This is a genomic window from Actinoplanes sp. OR16, from assembly GCF_004001265.1.
Lineage (GTDB): Bacteria > Actinomycetota > Actinomycetes > Mycobacteriales > Micromonosporaceae > Actinoplanes.
In genome coordinates, this window is sequence record NZ_AP019371.1 from 1075285 (window position 1) to 1094154 (window position 18870).

An 18870-nucleotide genomic window follows, 5' to 3' on the forward strand; every position below is an offset into this window, starting at 1 on the left:
GTTCTGTGTCACTTAGTCGCGGCGCTCGCCACGGTCACCGGACGGGCGCGACCGGCGGCGGCGGGGCTCGCCACCACCCTCACGCGGGCCACGGTCCTCGCGCGGCGCCCGCTCGGGACGGCCACCCTCGGAACCACCCTCGGCGGCCGGAGCGGCCGGAGCCTCGGCGCCCTCCGGGCGGACCTTGTCGAGGTAGATCTTGCCGCGCTGGTCGATGTCCGCGATGGACACCTCGACCTTGTCGCCGACGTTGAGGAAGTCCTCGACCTTCTCGACCCGCTTGCCGTCGCCCACCTTGGAGATGTGCAGCAGGCCGTCGCGGCCCGGCAGCAGCGAGACGAACGCGCCGAACGCGGCCGTCTTCACCACGGTGCCGAGGAACTTGTCGCCGACCTTCGGCAGCGTCGGGTTCGCGATCGCGTTGATCCGCTCGACGGCGGCCTCGGCCGACGGGCCGTTGGTCGCGCCGACGTAGATCGTGCCGTCGTCCTCGATCGAGATGTCGGCGCCGGTCTCGTCCTGGATCGCGTTGATCGTCTGGCCCTTCGGGCCGATGACCATGCCGATCTTGTCGACCGGGATCTTCACGCTGGTGACGCGCGGCGCGTACTCGCTCATCTCGGCCGGGGCCTCGATGGCGGCGGTCATCACGCCGAGGATCGTCGCGCGGGCCTCGTGCGCCTGCGAGAGCGCGCCGGCCAGCACGTCCGACGGGATGCCGTCGAGCTTGGTGTCCAGCTGGAGGGCGGTGACGAACTCGCTGGTGCCGGCGACCTTGAAGTCCATGTCGCCGAACGCGTCCTCGGCGCCGAGGATGTCGGTGAGCGCGACGTACTGCGTCTTGCCGTCGACCTCGTCGGAGATCAGGCCCATCGCGATGCCGGCGACCGGCGCCTTCAGCGGGACACCGGCGGAGAGCAGGGCCAGCGTCGAGGCGCAGACCGAGCCCATCGAGGTGGAGCCGTTGGAGCCGAGGGCCTCGGAGACCTGGCGGATCGCGTAGGGGAACTCCTCACGCGACGGCAGGACCGGGACGAGCGCCCGCTCGGCCAGCGCGCCGTGACCGATCTCGCGGCGCTTCGGCGAGCCGACCCGGCCGGTCTCACCGGTCGAGTACGGCGGGAAGTTGTAGTTGTGCATGTAGCGCTTGGTCTTCTCGGGAGCGAGAGTGTCCAGCGACTGCTCCAGGCGGAGCATGTTCAGCGTGGTGACACCCAGGATCTGGGTCTCGCCGCGCTCGAACAGCGCCGAACCGTGCACCCGCGGCAGCACGCCGACCTGCGCGGTCAGCGGACGGATGTCACGCGGGCCGCGGCCGTCGATGCGGACCTGCTCGCGCAGCACCCGCTGGCGCACCTCGGACTTGGTGACCGAGCGGAACGCCGCGCTGATCTCCTTCTCCCGGCCCTCGAACCGCTCGTCGAGCAGCTCGTGCGCCTTCGCCTTGACCAGGTCGAGGGCTTCCTCGCGCTCCTGCTTGCCGGCGATCTTCAGAGCCTCGGCGACCTCGGCACGGACGGCCTCGGTGACGGCGGAGTAGACGTCGTCCTGGTAGTCCAGGAAGACCGGGAACTCGACGACCGGCTTCGCGGCGATCTCGGCCAGCTCGCTCTGCGCGCGGCAGAGCTCGCGGATGGCCGGCTTGGCGGCCTCGAGGCCGCTCGCCACGACCTCCTCGGTCGGCGCGGTCGCGCCGGCCGAGATCAGCTTGATCGCGTGCGGGGTGGCCTCGGCCTCGACCATCATGATCGCGACGTCGCCCTCGGCGGTGACCCGGCCGGCCACGACCATGTCGAACGTGGCCCGCTCGAGCTCCTCGAGGGTCGGGAAGGCGACCCACTGGCCGTCGATGTGCGCGACGCGCGTCGAGCCGACCGGGCCGCTGAACGGCAGGCCGGACAGCTTCGTCGACATCGAGGCGGCGTTCATGGCGACCACGTCGTACGGGTGGGCCGGGTCGAGCGCGAGGACGGTCTCGACGACCTGGACCTCGTTGCGCAGGCCCTTGGTGAACGACGGACGCAGCGGCCGGTCGATCAGGCGGCAGGTGAGGATGGCGTCCTCGCTGGGACGACCCTCACGGCGGAAGAACGAACCGGGGATCCGGCCCGCCGCGTACATCCGCTCCTCGACGTCGACGGTCAGCGGGAAGAAGTCGAAGTGCTCCTTCGGCTGCTTGCTCGCCGTCGTGGCGGAGAGGACGGTGGTGTCGCCCAGCTGGACGATCACGGAGCCGGCGGCCTGCTTGGCGAGACGGCCGGTGGAGAAGACGATCTCGCGGGTGCCGAACGATCCGTTGTCGATGACGGCGGTGCGGGACTCGGTGCCGAGAGCGGTGTTCTGCTCGGTCATGTAGTGCGGTACTCCTTCGTCTAGGACCCGGCGGTCTACAGCGCGGTTCAGAAGGCCGGTCTTCGATCGAAGTGCCCAGGATTGTCTGCCTGGGAACCACTACCGAGGACCGGGTGCTGACGGTGTGATCCGCGCGGGTCCGTGGGGTGGAAATCTTTGGGGGCGACCGCAGGCCGCCCCCAAAGTCAAACTATCGGCGCAGGCCGAGGCGCTCGATGAGCGTCCGGTAGCGGGCGATGTCCTTCTTCTGAACGTAGTTCAGCAGGCGGCGACGCTGACCGACCAGCAGCAGCAGGCCACGCCGGCTGTGGTGGTCGTGCTTGTGGAGCTTCAGGTGCTCCGTCAGGTCGGCGATCCGCTTGGTGAGCATGGCGACCTGAACCTCGGGCGAACCGGTGTCGCCCTCCTTGGTCGCGTACTCAGTCATGATCTTGGTCTTGGTCTCTTGATCGAGCGCCATATTCTCCGGACTTCTGTGTTGCCGATTGCACGGTTACCCCGCGACCCGCGGCGTCGGGCAGGCATGCGGGACCGGTGTCGGATATTCCAACGACGATTCCAGCCTACCAGCCGGTCACGCGAGCATTACCCGGGTCTGTTCCACGTCGGCCTGGATCTGGGCGATCAGCGGCTCGATGCCATCGTATGTCCGCTGCTCACGAAGGTGCGCGACGAAATCGACGTGCACCCGTTCACCGTACAGATCGCCGGAGAAGTCGAGCACGTAGGCCTCGACCCGGCGTTCCGTTCCGGAGAACGTCGGGTTGGTGCCGATCGACACACTGGCCGGCCAGCGGCCCGCGTTCTCACCCGTCCGGGTCAGCCAGGCCGCGTAGATCCCGTCGGCCGGCACCGCGGCATAGCGGTGGACCATCAGGTTGGCCGTGGGGAAGCCCAGCTCGCGACCGCGCGCATCGCCGCGGACCACCACGCCGGAGAGGCGGTGCGGCCGGCCCAGAGCGGCGGCGGCGGCGCGCACGTCACCCGCGTCGACACAGCTGCGGATGTACGTCGACGAGAACACCAGGCCGTCCTCGGAGACCAGCGGCGCGTCCTCCACGGTGAACCCGAAGGTGCGGCCCAGCGCCTCCAGCTTCGTCACGTCGCCGGCCGCCCGGTGGCCGAACCGGAAGTTGTCGCCGACCACCACGACGGCCGTGTGCAGCGCCTCGACCAGCACGTCGTGGACGAACTCGTTCGGCTCCTTCTGCGAGAAGGCCGGGGTGAACGGCACCACGCAGAGCGCGTCGACGCCGAGCTCCTCGATCAGCTCCGCCTTGCGCACCGGCTCGGTGAGCACCGCCGGATGCGAGCCGGGCCGGACCACCTCGGCCGGGTGCGGGTCGAAGGTCATCACCACCGACTGCAGGTCGAGATCGTGCGCCCGCTTCACCGCGTGCCCGATGATCGCCTGGTGTCCGCGGTGCACGCCGTCGAAGACGCCGATCGTCACCACCGACCGGCCCCATCCACCGGGAACCGACTCGTAGCCCCGCCAACGCTGCATCGAAGAACTCCCTTCCTGTGACACAGTATCGATTCACGCCGGGGCGAGGACGATCTCCGCCTTGGCCTTTCCGCCACGTTCGCTGACGATCGCGAGCAGGACGCCCTCCGGGTCGAAGACCGCGTACGGCCCCTCGATCCCGGCAGCCGGGAGCGGGCCGCCGTGCCGCAGCACCTTCGTCTCGTCCCAGGACGCCGTACGCTGCGGGAACGCCCGCCGGGCGGCCTCCGCCATCGGCAGCGACACCACGTCCGGGGCGCGCTCCTCGAGCTGCTCCAGGGTGGCCGCGACGTCCAGGGTCATGTCGCCGACCGCGGTCCGGCGCAGCGCGGTGAGGTGGCCTCCGACGCCGAGCGCGGCGCCGAGATCACGGGCGATGGACCGGATGTAGGTCCCGGACGAGCAGGTGACGTCGATGTCCACATCGATCACGTCGTCGCCGCGGCGGATGTCCAGGACCTCCAGCCGCGAGATGGTGATCCGGCGGGCCGGCAGCTCGACCGTCTCACCGTCGCGGACCCGCTTGTAGGACCGGACGCCCTTGATCTTGATGGCGCTGACGGCGCTGGGGACCTGATCGATCTCGCCGACCTGCGTCGCCAGGAACGCATGGATCGCGTCGTCTCCGACATGCCCGGCCGGCGTCGACGCCGTGATCTCCCCCTCGGCGTCGTCGGTGATCGTGGACTGCCCCAGACGGATCGTCCCGGCGTAGCTCTTCGAAGCGCCGATCACATAGGTGAGGAGCCGCGTGGCCCGGTTCACCCCGATGATCAGGACGCCGGTCGCCATCGGGTCCAGCGTCCCGCCGTGCCCCACCCGCCGGGTCTTCGCCAGCCGCCGGATCCGGGCGACGACGTCATGGGACGTCATCCCGGCCGGCTTGTCCACCACGATCAGTCCGTCCGTGTTCACCGGGAAACCCTAACGGGCCGCTCCCAGCACGACCCATCGTGGCGACCTCCACCGCCACACCAGGGGCACGAAGCGCCCGAACGTGAACAGCCCGAGGCCCGCCCACACCCCGCCGAGTCCGAGATCGAACGCATAGGCGAGCCAGATGGCGGGCAGGAAACCCAGAAGAGCGGAGAAGATCGTCACGGTACGGAGAAAAGCGACATCCCCCGCACCGATGAAGACGCCGTCCAGTGCGTAGACCACTCCGGCGAACGGCAGCAGCCCGACGAACCACGGCCAGATGATCGCGGCCTGGTCGAGGACCGCCGCGTCGGTGGTGAACAGGCCCGGGATCACCTCGGCGCCGGCCAGCGCGGCGAGCGCGAAGACGACCGCCGCCACTCCTCCGGCGACCGTCACGCGCCGGGCCACGTCCCGTGCCTGATCCGCGTCGCCGGCTCCGAGCGCCGCACCGACCAGGGACTGCGCCGCGATGGCCACGGCGTCCAGGGCGAGCGCCGCGAAGAACCAGAGCTGCAGGGCGATCTGGTGTGCCCCGACCGCCGCCACGCCGAAGCGGGACGCCACAGCGGTCGCCGACAGGAAGCACGCCTGGAAGGCGGCGCCCCGGATCAGCAGGTCACGGCCGAGCACGATCTGGCTCACGATGACCGAGGGGATCGGGCGCAGCGCCCGGGTCTCCCGGATCAGCGCCAGCAGGAAGAACAGGCCACCGGCGGTCTGCGCGGTGACGTTGGCGATCGCCGAGCCGGTCAGGCCGAGCCCGAGAGGGTAGACCAGCACCGGGCAGAGGATCGCGGAGAGCACGTTGGCGCCCAGCACGATCCACAGTGGGCGGCGGGTGTCCTGGACGCCGCGCATCCAGCCGTTGCCGGCGGCGGCGAGCAGCAGGCCGGGAGCGCCGAACGCGGCGATGCGCATCCAGCCGGCAGCGGCCTCGGCGGTCTGCTCGTTGCCGGCGAGCAGGTGCGCGACCGGGCCGGCGCCGATCAGCCCGAGCACTGCCAGGAGCAGGCCCATGGCGAGCGCGAGCCAGGAGGCCTGCACACCCTCGGCGACGGCGGCGGGACGGTCCCCGGCGCCGTAACGGCGGGCCGCACGGCCTGTCGTCCCGTACGCCATCAAGGTCCCGAACCAGGCGGCCACCGACATGACGGTGCCGCCGACCGCTATCGCGGCGAGCTCGACCGGGCCGAGGTGGCCGACGACAGCCGTGTCCACCAGGACGTAGAGCGGCTCGGCGGCGAGCACGACGAGCGCCGGGAGGGCGAGCGACGCGATCCGCCGAGGCGTGGCGGTAATGGCTGCGGGCGGGCTCATGCCTTACATGATGCCCGCCCGGCGGCAAGCGTGCTTACTGGCGGGTGTCCAGCGAGGCCTGCAGCGCGCGGCGTGCCTGCTCACGGGCGTCGTCGGCTGGCTTGGGCTGGGGCTTCGGCTTGGCTGCCATGAGAGGGCTTCCTTCCAACGCGGCGCACCGGCGAGCGGGCGCCCGGGATGTTTCGAGCGTGGTGTCACGAGAGGGCCCGGTCCGGGATCGCCGGACCACTGGCGGAGGTGACACCGACCCGGATCGGTGGACCCGGGTGGCTCGAGGTCTCACGGAGAGGCGGAGGTGGCAGCCGCGTGAAACCAAATCACCGTTCAGGACCCAAACTAACGTTCACTCGGCCCGCTGTTGGGCGGATCCCGGCATCCGGGACAACGATCAGGGGTGCCACCCGTTCGGATGACACCCCTTCAACTGGGAAAACGCCGATCAGTTCAGGTAATCGTCCAAAAGGCGACGCACGGTGTCCACCACGTCGGCCGCCTCGCCGTGACCGGTGAAGCCGGCCGCCAGGCGGTGACCTCCGCCACCCTGGGCGACCGCCACGCCGCTCACGTCGACGGCGCCCTTGCTGCGCAGCGACACCGACCACTCCTTCTCGCCGGTCTGCTTCACCACGACCGAAACGTCCGCCTCGGCCACCGAGCGGACCGGGTCGATCAGCGTGTCCAGCACGTAGGCGGGCTGCGCGTGCCGCTCCAGATCGCCGAGCGTCGCGTACGTCCAGACCATGCCGCGCCCACCGGCCGCCGCCGGATCGAGCACCGCCCGGCCCAGCACCTCGCCGGTCAGCTTCATCGCGCCGAAGGGCTTGCTGTCGAAGATCCGCCGGGAGATCTCGCCGGGCTGGATCCCGGTCGCGATCAGCCGGGCCGCCAGCTCGTGCACCGCGACGGTGGTCATGTCGAACTTGAACGAGCCGGTGTCCGTCGCGAGAGCCACGTAGAGGCACTCGGCGATCTCGGCGTCCAGCGGCACACCCAGCCGCTCCAGCAGCTGCTCGGCGACGACGCTGGTGGCCGCGGCCCGCGGGTCCACCAGGCGCACCTCGCCGAAGCCGGTGTTCGAGGCGTGGTGGTCGAGCACGACGCTGCGAGGCGCGCCGAGCCGATCCACGAGCGCGCCGAGACGCGACTCCCCCGCCACGTCGAAGATCAGGACCAGGCGAGGGTCGCTCCAGGCGTCCTCCTCCGGCACCAGGAGATCACGACCGGGCAGATCCTGGTACGGCCCGGGCACCGTGAAGTCGCCCGGGAACGTGGCCCGGATGTTCGTGAACCCCAGCCGCCGCAGACCCAGGCCGAAGCCGAGCATGCTGCCGAGCGCGTCCCCGTCCGGGTTCACGTGGCAGATCAGCAGGATCTCGTCGCCGGGCCCGGCCGAGCGGACCGCCGCGACCGCGGCGGCCCACTGCTCGGCGGACGGACTCACCCCTGATCCCCGGCGGCTGCCACCCGCTCGTCGTCCTCGTCCTCGTCGTCGCTCTTGTACGGGTCGGGGTCGCCCGCGTACTTCTTGCCCGCCGCGAGCCGGTGGACCTCTTCGTCACGGTGCTTCGCCGCGGCCAGCAGATCGTCGATCTCCTTGACGTTGTCGAGCACGTTGTCCATCGAGAACGCGAGGCTCGGCGAGTGCCGCAGACCGAGCGCGTGGCCGACCCGGGTGCGCAGCATCCCCTTCGCGCTCTCCAGCGCCGCCGCCGTCGAGGCCTGCTCGGTCTCGTCGCCAAGCACCGTGTAGTAGACCGTCGCCTCGCGAAGGTCACCGGTGAGCCGGGCATCCGTGATCGTCACCATGCCGAGCCGGGGATCCTTGATCTCCCGCACCAGCGAAGCCACCAGTTCACGGACACGCTCCGCGTGCCGGCGCGTCTTGGCCGGATCCGCCATCTCGCCCACCTCCGACTGTGATTCCCGCGGGTCAGAACCTGCCCCCGCCCTAACTGCTGAAGCCTACCTACGTCAGTCGTCGTGCCCGTAAAGCCGTCGCTTCACCGAGAGCAACTCGACTTCGGGACGGCCGGCCACCTGGTTCTCGCAGGTGTCGACGACGGCGCGGGCCTGGGCCGGCTCGGCCGCCACCACGGCGACCCCGATCTGGGCGCGGCCGTGCAGGTCGTGGAACCCGACCTCGGCGACGCTGACGTCGAACTTCTTCAGCATCGCGATGATCGGGCGGACGTAGGAACGCTTCTGCTTCAGCGATTGCGAGTCACCGGGCAGGAGCAGGTCGAAGACTGCGGTCTCGGTATACATCAGCGAGCAGCGTACTTCCGTCGTACGCAACGATCAGCTGCTTTTCCGGGCCACCAGCACGTCCCGGTCGATGCCCTGGTCGACCCGGTGCTCCAGCGGCAGGTGCTCGACGATCTCCAGGCCGCTCGCCAGCAGGATGTCCTCGGCCAGCGCGCGCTTGGCGACCTTCGTGTTCCAGGAGAGGCCGATCGCCCCGCCCGGGCGCAGCAGCGGCAGCCATTGCGGCACGGCCCGCTCCAGCAGGTCCAGCGGACGGCGGGAGATGCCGCCCTCGTCGTCGTAGCTGCCGTGCGCCACCCCGTACGGCAGGTCCGCCACCAGCACGTCCGCCACCTTGCCCTTGATCAGGCCGTCGAGCTGGGTGGTGTCCGCGTTCAGCACCGTCACCTTCTGCACCGCGCCGGCCTTGTGGTCGTCCTTGCTCGGCGCCATCGTGATCTCCAGCCGGCGGGCGGCCCGGCGGCCCTGGCGGCGCACCGGGACCAGCTCGGCGGTGTGCTTGAGCCGCTTGCGCTTGAGCCAGGTCTGGAGGAAGAGCTTGTACGCCTCGACGTCCTTCCCGTCGATCTCCACGCCGATGCCGTCGTAGCCGTACATCAGGGCCTGGTTGAGGGTCGTCCCGCGGCCGCAGAGCGGGTCGAGGACGGTCAGGCCGCCGCCCAGCATCCGGCCGGCCGACGCGGAGGCGAGCAGAGTGAGGTTGAGGACCAGCTTGGTGAATTGCTCGTTCGTCTTGCCGGCGTACTTCGGGATGGTGATCAGGTCACTGTCGTAGCGGGCCAGCGGCGTCATGGCGAGCGGCCGCAGCAGGTCGTCGGCGCGCTCGAACAACGCATAGGCCGACGACATGTTCGACAGATACGAGACGTCGGATTCGCTCAACGATGCTGCGAACGTCAGGTACTCGACGCCGCCGATCGACGCCGTCTCGATCTCGGCGAGATCCGACGAGAGCACCGGCGCGAACGCGGCCAGCTCCGCCTGGGACATGCGAGCCGCCTGGTCGGCGTAGACACGATTGGCGGAGGGAGCTAGCAGCAAGGCATACCGGGACATGCCTGCCATCTTGCAGGGACGGCCCCCAGTGCTGAGCACTGGGGGCCGTCACCTAGCCGGAACTCACGCCCGCGGCTTCTCGCGCATCTCCCAGGTCTCGATCACGTCGCCGACCTGCGGCGAGCCGTAACCCTGGAGCGTCAGACCACACTCGAAGCCCTCGCGGACCTCGGTGGCGTCGTCCTTGAACCGCTTCAGCGAGCTGATGGTGACGTTGTCGCCGACCACCACGCCGTCGCGCAGGATTCGCGCCTTGGCGTTGCGCTTGATGAGACCGGTCCGGACGATACAACCGGCGATGAGGCCGATCTTCGACGAGCGGAACACCTCGCGGATCTCCGCCGTGCCGAGCTCGATCTCCTCGTACTCCGGCTTGAGCAGGCCCTTCAGAGCCGCCTCGATCTCCTCGATGGCCTGGTAGATCACGCTGTAGTAGCGGATCTCCACGCCGGCGCGGTCGGCCATCTCCTTGACCTTGTTAGAGCCTCGGACGTTGAAGCCGATGATCGTGGCAACCTGCTCCGAGGAGGCCGACGCCAGGTTGACGTCGCTCTCGGTGATCGCACCGACGCCGCGGTGGATGACCTTGAGCTGCACCTCGTCCGGAATCTTGATGTTGAAGAGCGCCTCTTCGAGGGCCTCCACCGATCCGGAGCCGTCACCCTTGATGATCAAGGTGAGCGAAGCCTTCTCGCCCTCCTTGATGTCGCGCATCATCTCGTCGAGCGACTTCGGACGACGCGAGTTCGCGAACATCGCCGCACGACGGCGGGCCTGCCGCTGCTCGGCGATCTGGCGGACCGTGCGGTCGTCCTCAGCAGCGAGGAACGTGTCGCCGGCGCTCGGCACCGAGGTCAGACCGAGCACCAGGACCGGACGTGCCGGACCCGCCTCGGCGACCTGGTTGCCGTTCTCGTCGAGCATGGCGCGGACGCGGCCGTGCGCGCCACCCGCCACGATCGAGTCACCGGCACGCAGCGTGCCCTTCTGCACCAGGACGGTGGCCACGGCGCCGCGACCCTTGTCCAGGTGCGCCTCGACCGCGACACCCTGGGCGGGGCCGTCGATCGGAGCGGTCAGCTCGAGCGCCGCGTCGGCGGTCAGCAGGACGGCCTCGAGGAGGTCGTCGATGCCGATGCCGGGCTTCGCCGCCACGTTCACGAACATCGTGTCGCCGCCGTACTCCTCGGCGAGCAGGCCGTAGTCCGTCAGCTGCTGCCGGACCTTGTCCGGGTTGGCGTCCGGCTTGTCGACCTTGTTCACCGCGACGACGATCGGCACGTCGGCCGCCTTCGCGTGGTTGAGCGCCTCGACCGTCTGCGGCATGACGCCGTCGTCGGCCGCGACCACCAGGATCACGATGTCGGTCACCTTCGCACCGCGAGCACGCATGGCGGTGAACGCCTCGTGACCCGGGGTGTCGATGAAGGTGATCGCCCGGTCCTCCCCCTGGTGGGGGACGACGACCTGGTAGGCACCGATGTGCTGGGTGATGCCACCCGCCTCACCGGCGACCACGTTGGTCTTGCGGATCGCGTCGAGCAGCTTCGTCTTACCGTGGTCGACGTGACCCATGACGGTCACGACCGGCGGACGGACGACCAGACGGTCCTCCGCCACCTCGGCGTCGAGGTCGATGTCGAACTGCGCGAGCAGCTCGCGGTCCTCGTCCTCGGGGCTGACGATGACGACCTCGAACCCGAGGTGCACGCCGAGCAGCTTGAGGGTGTCGTCGGACACCGACTGCGTGGCGGTCACCATGTCGCCCAGGTTGAACATCTCCTGGACGAGCGAGCCCGGGTTGGCGTTGATCTTGTCAGCGAAGTCCGACAGCGACGCGCCGCGGGACAGCCGGATCTCCTGGCCGTTACCGCGCGGAGCGCCCGAACTCATCTGCGGGGCAGACAGGTTGTCGAACTCTTGACGCCGCTGCTTCTTCGACTTGCGGCCACGGGTCGGCCGGCCGCCGGGACGCCCGAAGGCACCCGCCGCGCCGCCGCCACGACCGCGGCCACCGCCGCCACCGGGACGTCCGGGAGCACCGGCGCCGACCGGGCCGCCGCCACCGCCACCGGGACCACCGGGACGGAAGCCACCGCCGCCGCCACCGCCGCCACCGGGACGGAAGCCACCGCCGCCGCCACCGCCGCCACCGGGACGGAAGCCACCACCGGCGCCGCCGCCACCGCCACCGCGGTAACCGCCGCCGCCACCGCCGCCACCGGGGCCGCCACGGCCGCCACCGGGACCGCCGGGACGACCGGCACCGCCACCACCACCGGGACGACCGGGACCGGCCGGACGCTGCGACGGCATCGACGCGGGACTGGGCCGCGGCGGCATCGAAGCGGGGCTGGGCCGCGGCGGCATGCCGGGCTGGTTGGGACGCGGCATCGAAGCCGGCGAGGGGCGGCCGGAAGCGGCCGCTCCACCGGAGACGCCGAACGGGTTGTTGCCGGGACCACGCGCCGGCGGACGCGGAGCGCCACCGGCCGGGCCGGGACGCGGGCCGCCACCGGGAGTGCCCGGGTTGTTACGGCCGGCCGCGGGCGAACCCGGACGCGGCGGAACCATGCCGGGACCCGGACGCGGGCCCGAACCACGCTGACCGCCGTCGGCCGGAGGCCGGCGCTCGGCGTCGCGGGCACGGGCGGCCTGAGCAGCCTGGGCAGCCTTGACGGCGGCCTCCTGCTCGGCCTTCAGCGCCGAGGCGCGCGCCTCGGCGGCCGCCACCTCGATGTCGTGCGCGCTGGCCGGCTTGGTGACCGGGCCGGGCGTCGGGCCCGGACGGCCGGGAGCCGGCTTCGGCCGGGCGAACTGCCCGGGCGACGGGGCCGGCGAAGTCGGGGAAGCGCTGGGCGCGCCACCACCCTGCGGCGGGCCGGGACGACGCGGCGGCTGAGGCCGCCCCATCGGCGGGCCCGGACGCGGGGCCGAAGTGGCACCCGGCGCACCGGAGACGGAGGGACTGGGCGTTCCAGCGGAGGGCGCCGACGGAGCGGCGTTACCACCGGACTCGAAGGCGCCACGGAGCCGCCGGGCCACGGGGGCCTCGACGGTGCTGGACGCGGATTTGACGAACTCGCCCATGTCCTTCAACTTGGCGAGAACGGTCTTGCTGTCGACCCCGAGCTCTTTGGCGAGCTCGTGAACGCGGGCCTTGCCTGGCACTGCACTCCTCACTTCGAGGTCGTGCGAGCAGCACCCGCACAGACCTCACTCGTGCACTAGAAGCCTGGTCATTTCAGGGACTTCATCGTGTGCTCATCTGGGTCGTCCTACCTTGCTGGGTCGTGACGAAGCGCCGACGCCTCGTCATCGGTGGGTCCGAACGGCACGGAGACCGAACGGATGTGCTCGGCAAGCAACTCGGTGTCAGCAACACCGGTGAGACGTAGCGCACGCCCGAAGGCGCGACGCCGCTCTGCCTGCGCTAAGCAGGCCGGGTCGGGATGCAGATGAGCTCCCCGGCCCGACAGTCGGCGGCCCGGATCGGGCAGAAGCCGGAGGTCAACCCCGGATCCGGCCGCGACGAACCGCAGCAATGATGCGGCCGGCGCGCGATTACGACAGCCGACGCAGGTTCGCGTCGGGCCGACCGTCACCAAGTCTACCCCTCGATCGCGCCGGACGCGTATCCGGTCAGTTCCCCGCCTCGGCCGCATCCCGATCCGTCACTCCGGCGGGCTCGTTGTCCGGGCGGATGTCGATGCGCCAGCCGGTCAGCCGAGCGGCCAGCCGGGCGTTCTGTCCCTCACGACCGATGGCCAGTGAGAGCTGGAAGTCCGGCACCGTCACCCGGGCCGTCCGGGTGGCCGCGTCGACCACCTCGACCCGGAGCGCCTTCGCAGGTGAGAGCGCGTTGCCGACGAACTGGGCGGGGTCGTCGGACCAGTCGATGATGTCGATCTTCTCGCCGTGCAGCTCGCTCATCACCGCGCGGACCCGCTGTCCCATCGGGCCGATGCAGGCGCCCTTGGCGTTCACGCCGGAGACCATGGAACGCACGGCGATCTTGGTACGGTGACCTGCCTCACGCGCGATCGCGGCGATCTCGACGGTTCCGTCGGCGATCTCCGGGACCTCGAGGGCGAACAGCTTCTTCACCAGCGCCGGGTGCGACCGGGACAGGGTGATCTGCGGACCACGGAAGCCCTTCGCCACGTGCACCACGATGCACCGGATGCGGGAACCGTGGTCGTACGTCTCCCCCGGCACCTGCTCGGACTGCGGCAGAACCGCCTCGAGCTTGCCCAGGTCGACGATCACGATGCCCTTCTCGGCACGCGCGGCGTCGGCCTGCACCACGCCGGTGACCAGGTCGCCGTCGCGTCCCGCGTACTCCCCGAAGTGCTGCTCGTCGGTGGCCTCCCGCAGACGCTGGAGGATCACCTGCTTGGCGGTCATCGCCGCGATCCGGCCGAAGTCGTGCGGGGTGTCGTCCCACTCCCGCACCACCGTGCCGTCCGGGTCCAGCTCCTGCGCCAGCACCGAGGCCACGCCGCTCTTACGGTCGATCTCCACCCGGGCGTGGCTCTCCGCGCCCTCGGTGTGCCGGTACGCCGTCAGCAGCGCGGTCTCGATGGCCGCGAGGATCGTGTCGAACGGGATCTCCCGCTCGCGCTCCAGGGCGCGCAGCGCCGCGAGGTCGATGTTCATTCCTCGCCCTCCCCTTCGTCTTCTTCATCATCATCGTCTTCGTCGCCGAAATCGGCCTCGTCCATGCGCTTGAACTCGATCTGGACCTTGCCCGCCCCGAGCTCGGCCCACGCCAGCTCACGGGTCGTGCCATCCACGTCCAGCGCCACACCCTTGTCGTCGTCGGCGGAGAGCACCCGGCCGGTCAACCCGTTCACCGCGACCAGGCGGCCGACGTTGCGGCGCCAGTGCCGTGGCTCGGTCAGCGGCCGGTCCACGCCCGGGGACCCGACCTCCAGCTGGTATTCCCCGGCGAGCACCTCGCCACCCTGCTCGTCGGCGGTGTCGAGCGCCTCGGAGATCTCCCGGGAGACCGTCGCGACGTCGTCGAGGCCGATGCCGCCGTCGGCGTCGATCAGCACCCGGACCACGAACCGGCGGCCCGCCCGGGACAGGTGCAGGTCCTCCAGGTCGTAGCCGGCCGCCGTGACCACCGGCTCGACGACCTCGCGCAGCCGGGCGCGGGCGGCGGTCAGATCGATCCTCGGTGCGGCCTGGGGGGAGCGGCTCTCCGGCTCCGGCCGGCTCCGCCGGCCACTGGGGCGACCACCGGGCCGGGCCCCGGCGCGACCACGCTGCGTCATCGGGCTCGACCTCTCGCTAGCTTTGTGCTGGAACGACTATATGCCGCCGGGCAGCATTCGGCCCCGCGGCTGACGCAGAGCGTAACGTGCCCGGGAGCCGGCCGGAGCGCCGCCGCACCGATTCCACCCCATCCGCAGGTCAACAACCCGTCCCGGACGGGCGCGGCACCGATGGTGTTCACTTGGCCGGTGCGGATGAGCGACACGCGACACACACGCCGGCGGATACTGACCGCGACCGGCGCGATGATGGCGGCTGCCACCCTGTCCGGCTGCGGCCTCTTCGACGACGAGCCCGAGCCGGCGCCGGCCCCCGACCCCCTGCAGCCGATCCTCGACGAGGCGCTGCGCCTCGCCGCGGCGTACGACCTGGCGGCACAGGCCGACCCGGCCATGGTCGCGTTCGCCGAGGACCACCGGGCGCACGCCGCCGAGCTCGCCACGCTGTTCGGCACGGCCCTCCCCTCGGGCGCCCCCGCGGCCTCGGCCCCGGCGCCGGCGCAGGCCCAGTCGAAGGCCGAGCTGCGCGCCGCGGAGCTCGCGGCCCAGAAGACGGCCGCCGCCGCCTGCGTGGCGGCGCCGGCCGACCGGGCGGCCCTGGTCGGGTCGATCGCGGCCTGCCGGGCCACCCACGCGAACGCGCTGCGCTGAAAGGACACCCCTCGTGAAGGAACAACTCACCGCCGCGCTCGCCGCCGAGGAGGCGGCCATCTACGCGTACGGGCTGATCGGCGTCCACCTCACCCGGGACGGCGAGATCACCGGCGCCCGGAACAGCGAGCAGGTGCACCGGCAGCGCCGCGACTACCTGGTCGACCGGCTCGACGACCTGAAGGCGAGCGCCGCCCCCGCGCCGGCCGGCTACGAGCTGCCGTTCGAGGTCACCAACCGCAAGACCGCCCTGCAGCTGGCCGTCCACGTCGAGGACGGCGTCGCCCAGGCGTGGCGGGCCGTGCTGCCGGTCACCGAGGGCGGCCAGCGCAACTCCGCTCTGTCGGCTATGACCGACTCCGCAGTTCGTGCGACAGCCTGGCGCAAATACGCCGGTGTCACGCCGCTGACCATGGCTTTCCCCGGCAAGCCCGGCTGAAGGGTCTGAGGAAACGGGCACACGCCGCGCCCGTTCGTGACCGAGAATGGCACTGTGATCGACGAGCTCGACACCACCTCGGTCCGCGGGTCCCTCGCGATCCGCCTGCGTGACGCCGTCCAGCACCGATGGCCCGCCGAGGTGCAGGCGGTCGGCGTCCGCGGGTCGGTCGCGCACGGCGACGACGTGGACTCCAGCGACATCAACATGGTCGTCGTCACGTACCGTCCGAAGACCGGCCCGAAACCCACCCGCCGCCGCGTCGACGGCGTCCCGGTCTCGCTGGCGGTGATCACCGGCGAGGAGGGCCTCGGCCAAGCCCGCGCGCTCACCCCGCAGTGGCCGCTGGTCGCCGACGGCTACCTGACGACGTTCCCCCTCTACGACCCGCAGGACTGGTTCACCGACCAGCGCGAAGCCCACCTCACCCTGCTCTCCGAGGCCCGCCCGGTCGAGTTCACCCGCGAGGCCCGGCACAACTGGGCGCTCGCCAGCGGCGCCCACGCCCGCGCGGTCCGCCTCACCCAGTGGTACGACACGGACGCCGCCATGGTCCTGATGGCCGAGGCCCGGGTGCACGCCGCTCTCGTCGCGGGCCTGATCACCAGGACCTACTTCCGCAACGAGGCGGACGCGGTGAAGCGGACGGGCGTGGCGATGGCAGACATGCAGGAGCTGGACGCGATCCTCAAATACCAGGCCGAGGAGCTGACCGCCCGGGGCCGCCCGGTCGACGGGACGCTGGGCGAGCTCTTCGATTGATTTCACCTGTACGGGTGACCTGCCGCCCTCATCCCCGTTCCCGCCGAGCCGGCCCGCGTTCGTCCGATGCCGGTGGGCGGTGAGCGCACACGCCAACCAGACTGCGTCCTTCGACCGCCCCGTGAAGGGCCGCCAACGCACACACACCAGGCTCGCGTCCGCCCACCGCCCTCAGACGGGCCACCAACGCACACACGCGAGCGATTGCGTCCGCCCACCGCCCTCAGACGGGCCACCAGCGCACACACGCGAGCGATTGCGTCCGCCCACCGCCCTCAGACGGGCCACCAGCGCACACACGCGAGCGATTGCGTCCGCCCACCGCCCCCCAGACGGGCCACCAACGCACACGCACCAGCAATCGCGGACGCCCACCGCCCCCAGACGGGCCGCCAGCGCACACACGCGAGCGATTGCGTCCGCCCACCGCCCCCAGACGGGCCACCAACGCACACACACGAGCGATTGCGTCCGCCCACCGCCCCCAGACGGGCCACCAACGCACACGCACCAGCAATCGCGGACGCCCACCGCCCCCAGACGGGCCACCAGCGCACACACGCGAGCGATTGCGTCCGCCCACCGCCCCCCAGACGGGCCACCAACGCACACGCACCAGCAATCGCGGACGCCCACCACCCCCCCAGACGGTCCGCCAGCGCACACACACGAGCGATTGCGTCCGCTCACCGCCCCGATCTGGTGGGAGGCGATGAGGTGGTGCTCACGGCGTACACGGATCAGGCTCCTAAATAGGAACCGATCACGTAGGTCGCGCCGGCCGCCGCGCCGCCGAGCAGCAGCTGGCGCAGGCCACCCCGCCACCACGGCCGCGCCGTCAGGCGGGCGATCACGGCGCCGGTCGCGAACAGGCCGAGGCCGCCGACGACGAGGGCCGCCCACAGCGGTTCATAGCCGAACAGCAGCGGGAGCAGCGGGATCAGGGCGCCCACCGCGAAGCACACGAACGATGAGAAGGCGGCCGTCCACGGGCTGGGCAGCTCGTCCGGGACCACGCCGAGCTCTTCCTGGGCGTGCACCCGCAGCGCCTGCTCCGGGTTGTCCTTGAGGACGTCGGCGACCTGCCGGGCCAGGTCGTACGGCAGGCCGCGGGCGGTCCAGGCGGCGACGAGCTCGTCGGCTTCGCCGTTCGGGTTGACCCGCAGCTCGTGGCGTTCCTTCGCCAGCTCGGCGGCCACCTGCTCGTTCTGGGTGCGGACGCTGGTGTACTCCCCGATCGCCATCGAGATCGCGCCGGCGACCAGGCCGGCCACACCGGTGAGGATCAGGGTGTGGAGGTCGGCGGTGGCGCCGCCGACGCCGGCGATCAGGGCGATGTTCGTGACCAGGCCGTCCATCGCGCCGAAGGTGGCGGCCCGGAGCCCGCCACCGGAGACGTCGGCGTGGTGGTGCTCGACCGGGACGGTCACGGGAGGGTGAGGATCTCGTAGCCCTCTTCGGTCACCACCAGCGTGTGCTCGAACTGGGCAGTCCACTTGCGGTCCTTCGTGACGACCGTCCAGCCGTCCTTCCAGATCTCGTACTCATGGGTGCCGAGGGTGATCATCGGCTCGATGGTGAACGTCATGCCGGGTTCCATGACGGTGTCCAGGCGCGGGTTGTCGTAGTGCGGGATGTAGAGCCCGGAGTGGAACGTCTCGCCGATGCCGTGGCCGGTGAAGTCGCGGACCACGCCGTAGCCGAAGCGTCGCGCGTACGCCTCGATGACCCGGCCGATCGCGTTGATCGGCCGGCCGGGGGCGACCGCGCGGATGCCCCGCATCATCGCCTCGTGGGTGCGCTCGACCAGCAGCCGGGCCTCGTCGCTCACCTCGCCGACGCAGAAGGTCGCGTCGGTGTCGCCGTGGACCCCGTCCTTGTACGCCGTGACGTCCACGTTGATGATGTCCCCGTCCTCGATGACCGTCGAGTCCGGGATGCCGTGGCAGATCACCTCGTTGAGCGACGTGCAGCACGATTTCGGGAAACCCTTGTAGCCCAGCGTCGACGGATAGGCCCCGTGGTCGAGGATGAACTCGTGCACCACCCGGTCGATCTCGTCGGTGGTCACACCGGGCTTGCAGTGCTCGCCGGCCAGCTCGGTGGCCTGCGCGGCGATGCGGCCGGCGACACGCATCTTCTCGATCGTCTCGGGTGTCTGCACATGGGAGCCGCGCCACTCGCGGGGCTTCTTCTTCCCCACGTACTCAGGGCGGACGATCTGTGCCGGGACCGATCGCCACGGCGACTGCTTTCCCGGCTTGAGTGGGGCACGTACCGACATGTCCACAGCCTATCCGCCCGGAGGACCCGTCCTT

General features: G+C 70.9%; 18 protein-coding genes. 3 read left to right on the forward strand and 15 right to left on the reverse strand.

Annotation, left to right across the window (positions count from 1 at the left end):
• Positions 1-12: 12 nt before the first annotated feature.
• From EP757_RS04875 to rimP, 13 genes are all read right to left on the reverse strand, one after another.
• Positions 13-2352, reverse strand: coding sequence for a polyribonucleotide nucleotidyltransferase (locus EP757_RS04875; protein ID WP_127543006.1), 2340 nt, complete (start codon positions 2350-2352; stop codon positions 13-15).
• Between the two features lie 190 nt (positions 2353-2542).
• On the reverse strand, positions 2543-2812 hold the full coding sequence (gene rpsO, locus EP757_RS04880; RefSeq protein WP_127543007.1) for a 30S ribosomal protein S15: 270 nt from the start codon (positions 2810-2812) through the stop codon (positions 2543-2545).
• A gap of 114 nt (positions 2813-2926) precedes the next feature.
• The gene (locus EP757_RS04885) at positions 2927-3859 is read right to left on the reverse strand and encodes a bifunctional riboflavin kinase/FAD synthetase (protein WP_127543008.1); all 933 of its coding nucleotides are present in this window, start codon (positions 3857-3859) and stop codon (positions 2927-2929) included.
• A 33-nt stretch (positions 3860-3892) separates the two neighbouring features.
• Positions 3893-4774 carry a tRNA pseudouridine(55) synthase TruB gene (gene truB / locus EP757_RS04890; protein WP_127543009.1) on the reverse strand — a complete coding sequence of 294 codons (882 nt, stop codon included), beginning with the start codon at positions 4772-4774 and terminating at the stop codon, positions 3893-3895.
• 9 nt (positions 4775-4783) lie between these two features.
• Positions 4784-6097 (reverse strand): MATE family efflux transporter, encoded by a 1314-nt coding sequence (locus tag EP757_RS04895; RefSeq protein WP_127543010.1) that lies wholly within the window; start codon positions 6095-6097, stop codon positions 4784-4786.
• Between the two features lie 439 nt (positions 6098-6536).
• Positions 6537-7538: a bifunctional oligoribonuclease/PAP phosphatase NrnA gene (locus EP757_RS04900; protein ID WP_127543011.1), complete on the reverse strand. Its 1002-nt coding sequence runs from the start codon at positions 7536-7538 to the stop codon at positions 6537-6539.
• On the reverse strand, positions 7535-7996 hold the full coding sequence (gene rbfA / locus EP757_RS04905; RefSeq protein ID WP_127543012.1) for a 30S ribosome-binding factor RbfA: 462 nt from the start codon (positions 7994-7996) through the stop codon (positions 7535-7537). Before rbfA ends, EP757_RS04900 begins: the two co-directional genes overlap by 4 nt.
• Before the next feature lie 72 nt (positions 7997-8068).
• Entirely contained in the window at positions 8069-8362 is a 294-nt protein-coding gene (locus EP757_RS04910; RefSeq protein WP_127543013.1) for a DUF503 domain-containing protein, read from the reverse strand.
• Between the two features lie 33 nt (positions 8363-8395).
• Positions 8396-9418: a TRM11 family methyltransferase gene (locus tag EP757_RS04915; RefSeq protein WP_127543014.1), complete on the reverse strand. Its 1023-nt coding sequence runs from the start codon at positions 9416-9418 to the stop codon at positions 8396-8398.
• Between the two features lie 63 nt (positions 9419-9481).
• On the reverse strand, positions 9482-12589 hold the full coding sequence (gene infB, locus EP757_RS04920; protein ID WP_127543015.1) for a translation initiation factor IF-2: 3108 nt from the start codon (positions 12587-12589) through the stop codon (positions 9482-9484).
• Positions 12590-12696: 107 nt separating this feature from the next.
• On the reverse strand, positions 12697-13083 hold the full coding sequence (locus EP757_RS04925; RefSeq protein WP_127543016.1) for a YlxR family protein: 387 nt from the start codon (positions 13081-13083) through the stop codon (positions 12697-12699).
• Positions 13061-14077, reverse strand: coding sequence for a transcription termination factor NusA (nusA, locus tag EP757_RS04930; protein ID WP_127543017.1), 1017 nt, complete (start codon positions 14075-14077; stop codon positions 13061-13063). The genes EP757_RS04925 and nusA overlap by 23 nt, the downstream gene beginning before the upstream one ends.
• Complete coding sequence (rimP, locus tag EP757_RS04935) at positions 14074-14700, reverse strand: ribosome maturation factor RimP (RefSeq protein WP_127543018.1); 627 nt, start codon at positions 14698-14700, stop codon at positions 14074-14076. Before rimP ends, nusA begins: the two co-directional genes overlap by 4 nt.
• 195 nt (positions 14701-14895) lie before the next feature.
• Here rimP and EP757_RS04940 point away from each other — a divergent pair, with 195 nt between their 5' ends.
• From EP757_RS04940 to EP757_RS04950, 3 genes are read left to right on the forward strand one after another with little or no spacing between them, the layout of a single operon-like run.
• Positions 14896-15351 (forward strand): hypothetical protein, encoded by a 456-nt coding sequence (locus EP757_RS04940; RefSeq protein ID WP_370457771.1) that lies wholly within the window; start codon positions 14896-14898, stop codon positions 15349-15351.
• Positions 15352-15364: 13 nt separating this feature from the next.
• The gene (locus EP757_RS04945) at positions 15365-15790 is read left to right on the forward strand and encodes a ferritin-like domain-containing protein (RefSeq protein WP_127543019.1); all 426 of its coding nucleotides are present in this window, start codon (positions 15365-15367) and stop codon (positions 15788-15790) included.
• 54 nt (positions 15791-15844) lie between these two features.
• Positions 15845-16552, forward strand: coding sequence for a nucleotidyltransferase domain-containing protein (locus tag EP757_RS04950; RefSeq protein ID WP_127543020.1), 708 nt, complete (start codon positions 15845-15847; stop codon positions 16550-16552).
• 740 nt (positions 16553-17292) lie between these two features.
• Here the strand turns inward: EP757_RS04950 and EP757_RS04955 are convergent.
• Positions 17293-17982, reverse strand: coding sequence for a VIT1/CCC1 transporter family protein (locus EP757_RS04955; protein WP_127543021.1), 690 nt, complete (start codon positions 17980-17982; stop codon positions 17293-17295).
• The gene (gene map / locus EP757_RS04960) at positions 17979-18836 is read right to left on the reverse strand and encodes a type I methionyl aminopeptidase (protein ID WP_127543022.1); all 858 of its coding nucleotides are present in this window, start codon (positions 18834-18836) and stop codon (positions 17979-17981) included. The genes EP757_RS04955 and map overlap by 4 nt, the downstream gene beginning before the upstream one ends.
• Positions 18837-18870 lie beyond the last annotated feature (34 nt).